The sequence below is a fragment of the Nonomuraea antimicrobica genome (assembly GCF_039536965.1).
In the GTDB taxonomy this organism is placed as follows: Bacteria; Actinomycetota; Actinomycetes; order Streptosporangiales; family Streptosporangiaceae; genus Nonomuraea; species Nonomuraea antimicrobica.
The window spans coordinates 1-13,733 of the sequence record NZ_BAAAZP010000043.1; the positions used below are offsets into that span (position 1 = coordinate 1).

General features: G+C 70.6%; 12 protein-coding genes. 6 read left to right on the top strand and 6 right to left on the bottom strand.

Features of this window, described 5'->3' with window-relative positions; genetic code table 11:
• Positions 1 to 192: 192 nt before the first annotated feature.
• On the top strand, positions 193 to 348 hold the full coding sequence (locus ABD844_RS12140; RefSeq protein ID WP_344876111.1) for a hypothetical protein: 156 nt from the start codon (positions 193 to 195) through the stop codon (positions 346 to 348).
• A gap of 248 nt (positions 349 to 596) precedes the next feature.
• Here ABD844_RS12140 and ABD844_RS12145 read toward each other — a convergent pair whose 3' ends face one another.
• The gene (locus ABD844_RS12145; RefSeq protein ID WP_344876113.1) at positions 597 to 1,784 is read right to left on the bottom strand and encodes an acetyl-CoA C-acetyltransferase; all 1,188 of its coding nucleotides are present in this window, start codon (positions 1,782 to 1,784) and stop codon (positions 597 to 599) included.
• A gap of 85 nt (positions 1,785 to 1,869) precedes the next feature.
• Here ABD844_RS12145 and mce point away from each other — a divergent pair, with 85 nt between their 5' ends.
• The 3 genes from mce to ABD844_RS12160 all read left to right on the top strand — a co-directional run bounded on the left by mce (position 1,870) and on the right by ABD844_RS12160 (position 5,108).
• On the top strand, positions 1,870 to 2,292 hold the full coding sequence (mce, locus tag ABD844_RS12150; protein ID WP_344876115.1) for a methylmalonyl-CoA epimerase: 423 nt from the start codon (positions 1,870 to 1,872) through the stop codon (positions 2,290 to 2,292).
• A gap of 204 nt (positions 2,293 to 2,496) precedes the next feature.
• Positions 2,497 to 3,783: a DivIVA domain-containing protein gene (locus ABD844_RS12155; RefSeq protein ID WP_344876117.1), complete on the top strand. Its 1,287-nt coding sequence runs from the start codon at positions 2,497 to 2,499 to the stop codon at positions 3,781 to 3,783.
• A gap of 146 nt (positions 3,784 to 3,929) precedes the next feature.
• The gene (locus ABD844_RS12160) at positions 3,930 to 5,108 is read left to right on the top strand and encodes an AI-2E family transporter (RefSeq protein WP_344876119.1); all 1,179 of its coding nucleotides are present in this window, start codon (positions 3,930 to 3,932) and stop codon (positions 5,106 to 5,108) included.
• Positions 5,109 to 5,175: 67 nt separating this feature from the next.
• Here ABD844_RS12160 and ABD844_RS12165 read toward each other — a convergent pair whose 3' ends face one another.
• The 5 genes from ABD844_RS12165 to ABD844_RS12185 all read right to left on the bottom strand — a co-directional run bounded on the left by ABD844_RS12165 (position 5,176) and on the right by ABD844_RS12185 (position 11,451).
• Positions 5,176 to 5,961 carry an alpha/beta fold hydrolase gene (locus tag ABD844_RS12165; RefSeq protein WP_344876121.1) on the bottom strand — a complete coding sequence of 262 codons (786 nt, stop codon included), beginning with the start codon at positions 5,959 to 5,961 and terminating at the stop codon, positions 5,176 to 5,178.
• 151 nt (positions 5,962 to 6,112) lie between these two features.
• Entirely contained in the window at positions 6,113 to 6,871 is a 759-nt protein-coding gene (locus tag ABD844_RS12170; RefSeq protein ID WP_344876123.1) for an SDR family NAD(P)-dependent oxidoreductase, read from the bottom strand.
• A gap of 118 nt (positions 6,872 to 6,989) precedes the next feature.
• Positions 6,990 to 10,169, bottom strand: coding sequence for a LamG-like jellyroll fold domain-containing protein (locus ABD844_RS12175; RefSeq protein WP_344876125.1), 3,180 nt, complete (start codon positions 10,167 to 10,169; stop codon positions 6,990 to 6,992).
• A gap of 233 nt (positions 10,170 to 10,402) precedes the next feature.
• Positions 10,403 to 11,149, bottom strand: coding sequence for an alpha/beta hydrolase (locus tag ABD844_RS12180; protein WP_344876189.1), 747 nt, complete (start codon positions 11,147 to 11,149; stop codon positions 10,403 to 10,405).
• An 11-nt stretch (positions 11,150 to 11,160) separates the two neighbouring features.
• Positions 11,161 to 11,451, bottom strand: a complete 291-nt coding sequence (locus ABD844_RS12185) for an ATP/GTP-binding protein (protein ID WP_344876127.1) — start codon at positions 11,449 to 11,451, stop codon at positions 11,161 to 11,163.
• Positions 11,452 to 11,519: 68 nt separating this feature from the next.
• Between ABD844_RS12185 and nucS the strand changes: the two genes are divergently transcribed.
• Positions 11,520 to 12,182 carry an endonuclease NucS gene (nucS, locus tag ABD844_RS12190; protein WP_344876129.1) on the top strand — a complete coding sequence of 221 codons (663 nt, stop codon included), beginning with the start codon at positions 11,520 to 11,522 and terminating at the stop codon, positions 12,180 to 12,182.
• A gap of 71 nt (positions 12,183 to 12,253) precedes the next feature.
• Entirely contained in the window at positions 12,254 to 13,726 is a 1,473-nt protein-coding gene (locus ABD844_RS12195) for an aldehyde dehydrogenase family protein (protein WP_344876131.1), read from the top strand.
• Positions 13,727 to 13,733: the final 7 nt, after the last annotated feature.

Consider the following 13,733-nt stretch of genomic DNA (forward strand, 5'->3'; position numbering starts at 1 on the left):
CCGCCCACACGATCGGCTCTCACGTCAACCCCCGAAGGACTTCCGAAGTCGACCACTTAGACGCCGCGCTCGGCCCGCCTAAGGACCTTCCTAGCTGCGCTTATGCCGATAGATAAGGCATACGCCCGATGTGTCGCAGGGGGCCTTAGGCGGACTCTTGAGAGTGCAGGGAACGAGCACAAGGAGCATCCGGTGAACGCCGAACTCGAGTACACGATCATGCAGCACCGCGCCGCCGAGCTGCGCAGCGTCGCCGCCGAGCAGCGGCGGGTACAGGAGGCCCGCCAGGGCCGGTCCGCGGAGCGCCGCCGCCGCCGCTCCGTCTTCGCCCGACTCCTCGCTTCATGACCGCCCACAAGCAGCCCGGCCGCAGCCTCCCTCGCGGCCGGGCTGAATCGCCCCCTTAGTGGGGCGATGGCGCCCGGGCCCGAATCCTGGTCAGGCCACGGACGCCGCACCACCCGACCCCGGTCCTTCCTGGTGGACCGGGGTCTCGTGCTGTGTGGCCACCCGAACGGGCCGTCGTGCGCGGGACGCCTACGCCAGCCGGTCGGACAACACGTGAGCGGTGCGGGCCGGCGCGTCCGGCAGGCGGGTCAGGGCTTGGGGACGGTGATGAGGAGGGCGTCGCCCTGGCCGCCGCCGCCGCACAGCCCCGCCGCGCCCAGCCCGCCGCCGCGCCGCCGCAGCTCGTACGCCAGAGTCAGGACGATGCGCGCCCCCGAGGCCCCGATCGGGTGCCCCAGGGCGATGCCCCCGCCGTTGACGTTGACCTTGTCCAGCGGGATCCCGAGCTCCTTGACCGACTGGAGCACCACGCTCGCGAACGCCTCGTTGATCTCCACCAGGTCGAGGTCGCCGGCCGTGACGCCCTGCCGGGTCAGCGCGTGCTTGATGGCGTTGGCGGGCTGGGACTGGAGCGAGGCGTCGGGGCCCGCCACGTTGCCGTGCCGGCCGATCTCGGCCAGCCACGGCAGGCCCAGCTCCTCCGCCTTCGCCCTGGACATGACGACGACGGCGCACGCCCCGTCGGAGATCTGGGAGGCCGAGCCGGCCGTGATCGTGCCGTCGGCGGCGAAGGCCGGGCGGAGCTTGGCGAGCGTCTCGACGGTGGTGTCGCCGCGTACGCCCTCGTCCTCCTTGACGATCACCGGCTCGCCGCGGCGCTGCGGGATCTCCACCGGGACGATCTCCTCCTCGAAGACGCCGTTCTTGGCGGCCGCGGCGGCGAGCTGGTGGGAGCGGGCCGACAGGGAGTCCTGCTCCTCGCGGCCGATGCCAAGCCGGGTGTTGTACCGCTCGGTGGACTCGCCCATCGCGCACTGGTCGAAGGCGCAGAACAGGCCGTCGTGGGCCATCGAGTCGACCACCTGCGAGCCGCCGTACTTGACGCCCTTGCGCAGGCCGGGCAGCAGGTGGGGGGCGTTGGTCATGGACTCCATGCCGCCCGCCACCACGATGTCGAACTCGCCCGCCCTGATGAGCTGGTCGGCCAGGGCGATGGCGTCGAGGCCCGACAGGCACACCTTGTTGATCGTGATCGAGGGGACGGTCATCGGGATGCCCGCCTTGACGGCGGCCTGGCGGGAGGGGATCTGGCCGGCGCCCGCCTGGAGGACCTGGCCCATGATGACGTACTCGACGGATTCGGGGGCGACGCCGGCCCGCCGCAGGGCGGCCTTGATGGCGATGCCGCCCAGGTCGACGGCCTGCAGGCTGGAGAGAGAGCCGAGCAGTCTCCCGATGGGGGTGCGAGCTCCGGCAACGATGACGGAACTGGACATGACAACGGCCTCCTGTGCTCGCGCGTCCGGTCTTTGACACGATACCCACGAGTACGATGCCGTTTGCCATGGAGGTGGCCCACACATGTTCATGCGGATCGATCACATAGGCATCGCCTGCCGTGACCTCGAGGAGAAGATCGAGCTGTTCTCCCGGACGTTCGAGCTGACGGTGGTGGCCAGGGAGGTGAACGAGGAGCAGGGCGTGAAGGAGGCCATGCTGCACATTGCCGACGGCGAAGGCGGGGGCTCCTACATTCAGCTCCTGGAACCGCTCTCCGACGACTCACCTGTGGGAAAATTCCTTGCCAGGCGGGGCGAAGGAGTCCATCACGTTGCATTCGGGGTGGCCGACGTCGCCGAGGCCATGTCCACCATCAGCGAGAAAGGCGTGAGGTTGCTGGACGAACGTCCCAGACACGGGTCGATGGGCTCCGAAATAGCGTTCCTGCACCCCAAGGACGTAGGAGGAATGTTGACGGAGCTAGTCCAAGCGCCCAAACCTTAGCTAACTATCACAAAACGCAAAAAACGTTCATATGTAACTAGTCACGCAGAAAGTTGGACGGGGCTTCGCAGGTGGCACCAGCGGAGTACGCTTGACCTTCCACCGGACATGGGGCCTGCCGCGAGGCACAGGCTCCTGGTACGGATGCCCCGAACCCCCCGTCCGGCCCGTGTAGCCGTCTCGACAACCCAGGATCGAGCCTCCATGCAGTCCGACATCGACGCCCAGCTCAACAACTTCTTCGAGGACGCCCCAGCACGCGAGTTCGACGTGGTGCTCCGTGGTTACGACCGGCACCAGGTCCACGACCATCTCAAGCAGCTCGACGGGGAGCTCCGCCAGGCCCGGGAACAGGTCTCCGGCCTCCAGCGCGACCTGTCCGACTCCCAGCGCCAGCTACAGGAGCAGGAGCGCCCCACCTACTCGGGTCTCGGCGCCCGCATCGAGCAGCTCCTGCGCCTGGCCGAGGAGCAGGCGACCGAGCTCGTGCAGGCCGCCAGGTCGGAGGCCAACGAGATCAAGGCCGCCGCCAAGGTCGAGGCCGCCGACGTGCGCGCCGCCGCCGAGTCCGAGGCGGCCGACAAGCGGGCCCAGGCCGCGCGCGAGAGCGACGAGATGCGCACGACTGCCGAGCGCGAGGCCGACGACATCCGTTCGACCGCCCGCCGCGAGGCCGACGAGCTGACCAACACCACCGAGCGCGAGGCCGCCAAGCTGCGCGCCACCGCCGACCACGAGGTGGCGGAGAAGCGGGCCGACGCCGAGCGCGAGATCGCCAAGCTCCGCACCACCACCGAGCGCGAGGTGGCGCAGCTCCGCGCCTCGACCAAGCGCGAGCGCGACGAGGTGCTGACCACCGCCAAGCGGCAGGCCGACGAGATGCGCGCGCAGGCTCAGCGGGTGCTGGAGGAGTCGGAGGCCAAGCGGGCGCAGGACGAGGCCGAGTTCGAGATCCAGCTCGCCGCCCGCCGCGAAGAGGCCGAGCGGCAGGAGGCCGAGCGCCACGCCACCGCCCAGGCCGCCACGCAGAAGCTGGTCGCCGAGGCCGAGCAGCGCGCGGCCACGGCCGAGTCGCGGGCCACGAAGGCCACGCAGCAGGCCGACCAGACCCGCCGCGAGGCCGACCTGCACGCCAAGCAGCTCGTCGCGAACGCTCGCAAGAGCTCCGAGACCATCGTCTCCGACGCCAAGTCGAGCGCCGAGACGATCGTCACCGAGGCCAAGAACGAGGCCGAGCGCACCCGCACGGCGATGCAGCGCCAGGTCGACGAGCTGACCCGCCAGCGCGACAGCATCACCAGCCACCTCGCCCAGCTCCGCCAGCTCCTCGGCGGCGCTCCGCTGCCCGGCATGGACTCGGAGCCCGCGGTCACGGCCGCACCGGCGAAGCCCGCGCTGGCCGCGTCCTCGTCCGAGCCGGCTCCGGCCACGACGCCCGGCGCCAAGGTGGAGACCAAGTCCGAAGACGACGCCGAGTGGTGGCAGGAGTAGCCCCGGCGAGCCCACACGGGGACACGGGGGCTGAATGACGGCGGGAGAGGGCCTGGCGATCGAACGGTCGCTAGGCTCTCTCTTTGTTGTCGGGCCGGTACTAACCGGTGCCAGTCCGTCATGGAGTGTCACCGATTCCCCCTGGAGTGTCCCCCTTGTCGGCAGACGTCGAGCCCGCGACCGAGCGGGAAGAAGGCGAAGCCCCGGAGCGGGCCGCGAAGCCGTCCCCACCGGCGGCCGATCAACCGAAGGCCCCGGCGGAAGACGGTGAGGGCGGGCAGCCGTACGGGCTGCCCGGCAAGCCGCTCGCGCGCGGCCCCTTCCTGTTCGGCCTGGTCGGCGGGCTGGGGGTGCTGACGGCGATCGCGCTGGCTCAGATGATCGTGGCCTCACTGAGCACGATCATCCTGGTCGTCGTGGCGATGTTCCTGGCCGTCGGGCTGAACCCGGCCGTCGAGGCCCTGCAGCGCCGCGGCCTGGCCAGGCGGGGCGCGATCACGATCGTGTTCGCCGGGGTGATCGTGGCGTTCACGCTGTTCGGGCTGGCCGTGGTGCCGCCGGTCAGCAAGCAGCTCACCGAGTTCGTCAACGCCGTGCCCGGCTATCTCACCGAGCTGAGCAACCATCCGACGCTGCGCCAGCTCGACGCCGACTACCAGATCCTGCCGCAGCTCAGGACGTTCGTGACGGGCACGCTGGGGCCGTCGCTGGCGACCGGGATCATGGGCGCGGGGCTGGTGGTGCTGAACGGCGTGTTCACGACGGTGACGCTGCTCGTGCTCATGCTGTACTTCCTCGGGTCGCTGCACACGATCAAGGACTACCTGCTCAAGCTCGTCCCGGCCTCGCGCCGGTCGCGTACGCGCGCGATCAGCGAGGAGATCCTCACCGGCATCGGCGGCTACGTGGCGGGCAACGTGCTGATCTCGGTCATCGCGGGCGTGCTGACCTGGATCTTCCTGTCGATCGCCGGCGTCCAGTACGCGCTCGCGCTCGCCCTGGTCGTGGCCTTGACGGACCTGATCCCGCTGGTGGGCGCGACGATCGGCGCGGTGCTGGTGACCGGGGTGGCGCTGCTGGACTCGTTGCCCGCGGGAATCGCGTGCGCGATCTTCTTCGTGGTCTACCAGCAGGTCGAGAACTACTTCGTCTATCCGAGGGTGATGAAGCGCTCGGTCGACGTGACACCGGCGGTGACGGTGATCGCCGCGCTGTTCGGGGGCGCGCTGCTGGGCATCGTGGGCGCCCTGCTGGCCATCCCGGTGGCGGCGGCGATCGCGCTGATCGTCCGCGAGATCGTGCTGCCGCACCAGGACCAGGCCTGACCCCGCGCGGCTCCCTGACCGGCCGTCGCGGGCGCGGGACGGGAAGCCACCTGACCCGCGGACGGCCTCAGGGACGCCGGACGCCCAGCTCCGACCTGAGGAACTCGGTGACGGCCGCGTTGAAAGCCTCCGGCTGTTCGACGGCGCTGAGGTGACCGGCCTTCGGGATGATCTCCAGCCTGCCCCCGGGCGCCGCGCGCGCCATGGCCTCGGCGTCGGCGGGCGGTGACAGCTCGTCCTCCTCCCCCACGACGATCAGCAGCGGCGCCTTGAGCGTCTCCAGCGTCCCGAACGAGTCGGGCCGCGCGGCCATGGCGCGTTGCGCCCAGGCGACGGCGCCGGGCGGGGCAGACTGCACCAGCCCCTTGACCCGCCCGAACACCATGGCCCGCCGTTCCTTGGTCGTCGGCCCGATGAGCGCGGGAAGCACCTCGCTCACCAGCACCCCGCTGCCGTCGGACAGCACCGCCCGCGCGATGCGCTCCCTGTTCTCCCGCGCCGGGGGCGGGTCGGGGTCGGCCTTGGTGTCGGCCAGGATCACGCCGAGCACCCGGTCGGGGTGCCGGCGGCAGAAGGCCATGGTGACGTAGCCGCCCATCGAGAGCCCGCCGACCACCGCCTTGTCGATGCCCTCCCCGTCGAGCAGCCTGGCGACGTCGTCAGCCATCAGGTCGAGGGACGGTTCGTCCTCGCCCAGCCGCGAGCCACCGAATCCGCGCAGGTCAGGAGTGATGACCCGGCAGACCTTGGCCAGCCCTTCCCGTTGCGCCAGCCACATGGCCGACGACAGCGGGAACGCGTGGAGCAGCACAACCGGGATCCCGGTCCCGGCCGATCTCGTGTAGAGCTGCACGGACCACACGGTAACGCGGTTCACGGCAACTATCACTCAATAACGTATGCCGATATTTCCCTGACGGTCACACGTACGTCGATAAAAGCCGCACTTAGCGCAATATCGGCCATAAATCCGTCATTGTGCGACGGTCTTTTCCCGCACCCGATCAGATGGCGGTGGCTCCCCCGTCGACGAACAGCACCTGCCCCGTCACGTACGCCGCCGCGGGACTGGCCAGGAACACGGCCGGCTGCGCCATCTCCTCCGCCGTCCCCCACCGGCGCATGGGCACGCTCGCCACCGTGGCGGCGTTGGCGACCTCGTCCTCCCAGAGGTTGCGGTTGAGGTCGGTGGCCGTCCAGCCGGGGCACAGGGCGTTGACCCGCACCCCGGAGCCCGCCCACTCCACGGCCAGCGTCTTGGTGAGCGCGACCAGCCCGGCCTTGGCGGCGGCGTACGGGGCCAGGAAGGGCGCGCCGAGCGCCGCCACGGAGGCCACGTTGATAACCACTCCGTCGCCCCGGCCGAGCAGGTGCGGGGCGACCGCGTGGCAGACGGCCATGGCGGAGTCGAGGTTGAGCCGCATGAGCTTGTCCCACCCGGACAGGCGCAGGTCCTTGAACTCGACCAGGAAGTTCGACCCGCCCGCGTTGTTGACCACGATGTCGAGGTGCCCGAGCCCGTCGATCGCGGCCGCCACGGCGGAGGCGGCGGCCTCGCGGTCGGTGAGGTCGGCGGGGATGACGACCGCGCGCCGCCCCAGGGCCTCGATCTCCTTGCCCACCTCGGCCAGCCGCTCGGCGGACCGGGAGACGAGCGCCACGTCGGCCCCGGCCTCGGCGTACGCGAGCGCGACGGCCCGCCCGATCCCCTTCGACGCCCCGGTGACCAGTGCCCGCCTGCCCGTGAGATCGAACGCGCCCACGCCGCCTCCTCCTCCGCCACTTTGTGAACCGAACAAGATTCTATGGACAGGACACCCGGGAACGCCACCGGCGCGGGACCACGAAGGTCCCGCGCCGGTGGTGCGATGGCAGGTGACTCTATTGCGCGGCGAGCTGAGCGATCTGCTCCGCGCTCAGCACACCGTCGTACGTACGGACGTCGTCCACGGTCCCCGGCCAGTAACCGGTGAACACGCCCGCGGCCTTGGTCCGGCCCATCTGCAGCGGCCCGGTGGCGTTCCACGCGCTCAGATGACTGGTGACGGTGGTGGTGGCCAGCCGGCCGTTGACGTAGATGCGCAGCTCACCGGCGAGCGGGTCGTACACACCGGCGACGTGGGCCCACTCCATCGGGTTGGGGACCGCGTCGGACCTGGTCCGTACGAGGGCCGCGGTGTCGGTGTCGGCGGCGGCCATGCCGAGCGTCCAGCGGCCCTGCTCCTTGTCGAAGCCGAGCTGGAAGCCCGCGGCCCGGCTGCCCGGCTGCGCGACCATGGCCGTGTCGCGGGTCGGCAGGTAGTCGAGCTGGGTCCAGGCGGCGACGGTGAAGCCGTTCCTGGTGTTGACCACGGGACCGGTCGTCTGGGCGAAGCCGTTCACGCCGTCGAGCGCGAGGGCCCCGTCCAGCCAGCCGGACGTCCACGAGGCGGCTCCGGACAGCGTCGCCGCGCCTGCCCGGCCGGAGGAGTCGGCCGCCGAGGCGCCGGACTCCTCGTCCAGCGTCCAGTGGCCGACCAGCGTGGCAGCGCTGTTGACCAGATCGGCGACCTCGTCGGCGAACATGGCGCGGCCGTGGACCCGCACCTCGTCGACGTCTCCCGGCCACGGGTCCGAAGCCGCCCCGTTGACCTTTCCGCGGCCGATGGTCAGAGGGCCGGTGGCGTTCCACGGTTGTGTGACGGTGGCGCTGCCTTCGAGCCGGCCGTTCACGTAGAGCGAGATCTTGCCCGCCGCCGAGTCGTAGACGCCGGTCAGGTGGGTCCACTCGTTCAGCCTGGGCGCCGCCGTGGACAGGGCGCGCACGGTGGCGGCGTTGTCGGCGTCGGTGCCCGCCCGGGTGAGCGCCCAGCGGTCGTCGGTCTTGGAGTACTGCAGGGCGAAGGCGCCCGTCCGCGTGCCTTCCTGGGTGACGAGCGTGGCCGTGGCGGCCGTGCTGGTCAGGCGCCCCCAGGCGCTGACGGTGAAGTTGCGGCCGGTGTCGACGACCGGCCCTGAGGTCTGGGCGTGGGCCCCGGCCAGGCGCAGGCCGCCGCCGGTCCGGCCGCTCGTCCAGGTGGCGGCCCCGTTCAGGGTCGCCGGGTGGGCGCCGGACGCGTCGGCCGCCGTGGTGCCCTGTCCGTCGTCCATCGCCCAGTGGCCGGCCGGGGCCGAGCCGCTGTTGACGTTGAACACGTAGGTGCGGATCGGGCCGGACTGCCCGGCTCGGTCCTTGCTGCGGACCGACAGCACGTTGGGGCCGTCGTGGCTCGGGGTGATCTGGATCGTGGCCTTCCCGTCGGCCCCCGCCGCGACCTCCGTCTTGGGCGTGGTGTCCAGGCCGTAGACGTAGGTGACCACGTCGGTGACCCCGTTCGGGTCGAACGTGAACGCACCGGCCAGGCCGACGCCGTCGTTCCAGGTGTCCTCGGAGTACTGGGGCGAGGTCACGATAGGCTCCCGGCCGGGGGCGGTGGCGTCCACGGTGGCCTCGCACCAGGGGCTCCACGCGCTGGTGGCCTTGCCGTCCTCCGCCCGTACCCGCCAGCGGACGAGCGCGCCGTCGGCGTACAGGGCCTGCGGGATCGTGGCGCTGAAGGCGTTGCCGTTGGAGCCGAGCGGGGTGACGTACTCGCCGACCTTGGTCCCGGCGGCGTTGTACCACTCGAACCGGCCCTTGACCGAGTTGTCGGCGTCCTTCAGCTTGGCCCACAGCTTGGGCGCGGCGGTGCTGATGACCGGACGTCCGTCACCGGAGACGCAGGGGCCGCCCGGGTCCGACCACACGTCGGCGGCCACGGGGGCGCCGGGCAGCGAGTTGTACTCGATGACCAGGCTCGGGTTGTTCCTGAACTTCTTCCAGGCGTAGACGTCGGTCTCGCTGGTGGCCCGCAGGCCGATGGTGGCCTGCGTCCACTTCTTGGCGGCGGCGTCGACGATCCACGGCGTGACGTCGAACTCCACGCCGCCGGGCAGGCAGCTCGAGCCCCAGCCCTTCGCCACGTTGACGGTGGCGAGCAGCTTCGTCCACGCCGGCTGCTTGTTCCAGGTGGTGGCCTTGGTGGCCGCGCCGGTCCCCCACGCCTCCACCTTGCGGGCGTTGCACGAGTACGACCAGGTCTCGTACGTGCGCAGCGTCGCCTTGATGATCTGCTTGCCGTGGATGGTCGTGCCGGTGGCCATGTTGAAGAAGGAGCGGTTCTTCTGCGACTCGACGTGGCCCACCCGCGCGACGTCGCTGGAGTTGAGGTAGTTAGAGTTGGGCCAGTTGCTCCAGACCGCCGTCCACGAGCCGCGCGCGGCCGAGAAGTACGGGTCCAGGTAGACGGGGAACTTCGTCTCCGGGTCGGTCATCATCGCGCGGTCCGGCCTGAGCCGGAGCTGCTTGCCCGACAGCTCCACGCCCATCGTGGCCTCGTTGGCCTCGGGGGAGCGGCCCTCCTTGAGCGCCTGCGGGCTCTTGATGCCCTCGGAGTCCCACATCTTGGGGGTGGGCGCGATGAAGAGGGTGCCCTCGTTCTTGTCGCTGGCCTCGAGGTTGCCCGCCTTGTCCGCCTCCAAGGTCAGGCCCGTGGCCGAGAGCGGGAACGTCAGCTCGGTCAGGCTCTCCGCGGCCTGCCGCGACTTGACCACCAGGAGGTGGGAGAAGCCGTCCACGTCGGCGGTGACCTGGAGGTCCACGCCGGGCATGACCTCCGCGTAGGTGGCGGTGTCGCCGTTGAGCGTCGGCTTGGGCAGCGGGCCCGTCCAGCCGAGCTCCATGGACTTGGTGCCCCGCGACAGGCGGGCGAGCGAGGCGTCGCCACCGCCGGAGAACGTCAGGCCGACCGCGGCGGCCACGGGCTCGACCGCGCCGTCGGGGCGCAGGCGGAGCGTGGTGTCCACGGGGACCCAGGCGTCGCCCTTGCGCACGCGTACGGGGCGGACGTTCAGCTCCATGGTGAGCGTGCCGTCGGGCTGGGCGTGGACCGTACGGGTCTCGCTGCGCAGCGACTCGACCTCGACCGGCGCACCGGTACGGCGGGCCGTGCCGATCGCGGCCTGCTCGGTTTCTGCAGGCTGGGTTTCGGCAGGCGGTTCCACCGTGTGGACCGGCCGCTGCCGTGTGTCTTCCGCGGCCACCGGTGGTGGCACTGCCAAAGTCGTGATAGATAACGCCGCCGCGATCAGCCCATGCACTATCCGCATATGTGCCTCGCTATGCCGAGCAGGGATTACGCACGGACAACGAGGGCCCGGGCGTCTCCACGATCTTCAGTTGACGATCGGATCGTCACCCTCGGCATTCGGAAAGTCCAGAGTTTTGCTCATTCTGCTTAGGAATCCTTCACGGGGACTTCGGCGACGGAAATATCCGCCAGGACGTCCGTCGGCAGGGGCCAGGCGGCCGGGTTGACCCGCTTGACGATCTCGTTCAGGGCGATGCGTACGTACGGCTCGCCCACCCACAGGTGCTTGGCCCCCTCGACCCCGATGACCTCGGCCTGCGGAACCCTGGCGAACCGGGCACGGGCCTCGTCGGGCCGCAGGTAGTCGTCGAACTCCGGCACCAGCGCCACCAGCGGCCGGCCGAACTCCGCCCAGGCGTCGAGGTCGGCGTCGGTGGCCCTGTGCAACGGCGGCGAGAGCAGGACTGCGCCCTCCACCAGCGGGTCGTGCGCCCACTTCAGCGTCAGCTCGGTGCCGAACGACCAGCCCACCACCCACACGCGCGGCAGGTCGTGGTATTCGGCGTATTCGAGGGCGGCGGCCACGTCGTAACGCTCGCCCTCGCCCCCGTCGAACGTGCCCTCGGAGGTGCCGCGATCGGAGGAGGTGCCGCGGGTGTTGAAGCGCAGCACGGCCAGGCCGGCCAGGGTGGGCAGCCGGTTGGCGGCCTTCTTGTAGACGTGGCTGTCCATGAACCCGCCGTGGGTGGGCAGCGGGTGCAGCATCACCAGCGTCGCCACGGGCGGCCGGTCGAGAGGCTGGGCCAGCTCGCCGACCAGGGTCAGGCCGTCGGCCGTGTGCAACTCGATCGGCTCCCGCCGGGCGGGCAGCACGGTCGCCGCGCGAATCTCCACCATCGATCCCTTCAGTAACGGCTGCGGCCTGGGCCGCGGTCGAGTCTCTTACGCCAGCAGGCCGGGTGCCAATGACGCCGCTCCTCGTCGCCGCCCGGCCAGTTGGGCCAGCTCACCAGGTGCGGCTGGCCACTGCGGATCTCCTGGTCACAACCGGGGCACCGGTAGTTCTTCGTCGCGGCGGCGCCGGTGAGCATGCGTACTTTCCACTCGCCGTCGGGCCACTCCTCCACCTTGTCCAGGCCGGTGGGAAAACCGAAGGGACGGGAGGACTCCCTCCGGCGGGCGCGTCGAGGGCTCATCCGCCGACCACACCCACCTGTTCGAACGCCATGCGTCCAGTTTTCCAGAGGCACTAAGGTGGATGGTCATGCGGTTGGTCATCGCGCGATGCAGCGTGGATTACATCGGACGGCTCACGGCTCACCTGCCGATGGCGCCGAGGCTCGTCCTCATCAAGGCCGACGGCAGCGTGAGCATTCACGCCGACGACCGTGCCTTCAAGCCGCTCAACTGGATGAATCCGCCGTGCAAGCTCAAGGAGGACGGCGAGACCTGGACGGTCACCCACGGCAAGACCGGCGAGAAGCTGGTGCTGACCATGGCGGAGATCATCCACGACTCCAGCCACGAGCTGGGGGTCGACCCCGGCCTGATCAAGGACGGCGTGGAGGCACACCTGCAGGAGCTGCTCGCCGAGCACATCACGACCCTGGGCGACGGCTACTCGCTGATCCGGCGCGAGTTCATGACGGCCATCGGCCCCGTCGACATCCTGTGCCGGGACTCGGCGGGGGCGACGGTGGCGGTGGAGATCAAGCGCCGCGGGGAGATCGACGGGGTCGAGCAGCTCACGCGTTACCTGGAGCTGCTCAACCGCGATCCGCTGCTGGCCCCCGTACGCGGGGTCTTCGCCGCCCAGGAGATCAAGCCGCAGGCCCGCGTGCTGGCCACCGACCGGGGCATCGACTGCGTGACGCTCGACTACGACGCGTTGCGCGGCATCGAGCCGGAGAACCCCACCCTGTTCTGACCCGCCGCGGCCCCCGTCCCGACCAGGGGAGCGACCTGGTAAGCACTGGCTTACCGGTTTATCGTGGCGGCATGACGACGCTCACGTTCGACTCACTCAACCCGGCGACCGGCGAGGTCGTCGCCAGTCATCCTCAGCACACCCCGCAGGACGTGCACCAGGCGGTGGGGCGGGCGGAGGAGGCCGCCGCGTGGTGGGCCGCGCTGGGCCACGCCGAGCGCAGGCGCCGGCTGCTCGACTACAAGGCGGTCCTCACGCAGCACCTCAGAGAGCTGGCCGCCCTCGTGCACCAGGAGACCGGCAAGCCGGTGGGTGACGCGACGCTGGAGATCGTCCTGGCCGTCACCCACCTCGACTGGGCCGCCCGCAACGCCCCCAAGGTGCTCGGCCGCCGCCGCGTGGCCACCGGCCTGATCGGCCTGAACCTGGCCGCCACCCTCGAATACCTGCCCCTCGGCGTCGTCGCCGTCATCGGCCCGTGGAACTACCCCGTCTTCACGCCCATGGGCTCCATCGCCTACGCGCTGGCGGCCGGGAACGCGGTCGTCTTCAAGCCCAGCGAGCTGACCCCCGGCATCGGGGTTCGCCTGGCCGAACTGTTCAGGGAGTCCGTCCCCGAGCACCCGGTGTTCCAGACCGTCACGGGCCTGGGCGAGACGGGGGCCGCGCTGGCGGGCGACCCCCGCGTGAAGAAGGTGGCCTTCACCGGCTCCACCGCCACGGCCAAGCGCGTCATGGCCGCCTGCGCCGAGAACCTCACGCCGATCGTCGCCGAGTGCGGCGGCAAGGACGCCTTCATCGTCGACGGCGACGCCGACGTCGGGGCGGCCGCCGACGCCTGCCTGTGGGGCGCGATGTCCAACGCCGGCCAGACGTGCGTCGGCGTCGAACGGGTCTACGTCGTGGACGCCGTCTACGACCGTTTCATGCGCGAGCTGACCGAACGGGTGGCGAGGGTGCGCGCCGGCGAGGACTACGGCCCGATCACGATGCCGGGTCAGGTGGACATCATCAAGCGGCACATCGACGACTCCGCCAAGTCGGGCCGGACGGTGACGGGCGGCCCCGCCTCGGTACGCCCCCCGTACGTCGACCCGGTCATCGTCGAGGACGTGCCGGAGGACTCCCCCGCCGTACGCGAGGAGACGTTCGGCCCGACCATCACCGTACGCCGCACCCGCGACGCCCAGGAGGCACTTGAGCTGGCCAACGCCTCGGCGTACGGGCTGGGCGGCACGATCTTCAGCAGGGACGCCCGCCGCGCCGCCGAACTGGCCCGGCTGATGCGCAGCGGCATGACCGCGATCAACTCGGTCATCTCCTTCGCGGGAGTGCCCGCCCTGCCGTTCGGCGGGACGGGCGACTCCGGCTTCGGGCGCATCCACGGGGCCGACGGACTGCGCGAGTTCGCCCGGCCCAAGGCCGTCTCACGACAGCGCTTCGCGATGCCCGGGATGAACCTGACCTCCTTCAACCGTGGCCCCGCCGAACTTGAGCGGCTGGTCAGGCTTGTCACGTTCTTGCATGGCCGACGTAAAAGATAACCTTCTT

Bases quoted from the DNA above. Each gene is read 5' to 3' on its own strand.
- ABD844_RS12155 (WP_344876117.1), top strand. From the start codon at position 2,497: ATGCAGTCCGACATCGACGCCCAGCTCAACAACTTCTTCGAGGACGCC.
- ABD844_RS12145 (WP_344876113.1), bottom strand. From the start codon at position 1,784: ATGTCCAGTTCCGTCATCGTTGCCGGAGCTCGCACCCCCATCGGGAGA.
- ABD844_RS12195 (WP_344876131.1), top strand. From the start codon at position 12,254: ATGACGACGCTCACGTTCGACTCACTCAACCCGGCGACCGGCGAGGTC.
- mce (WP_344876115.1), top strand. From the start codon at position 1,870: ATGTTCATGCGGATCGATCACATAGGCATCGCCTGCCGTGACCTCGAG.
- nucS (WP_344876129.1), top strand. From the start codon at position 11,520: ATGCGGTTGGTCATCGCGCGATGCAGCGTGGATTACATCGGACGGCTC.
- ABD844_RS12185 (WP_344876127.1), bottom strand. From the start codon at position 11,451: ATGAGCCCTCGACGCGCCCGCCGGAGGGAGTCCTCCCGTCCCTTCGGT.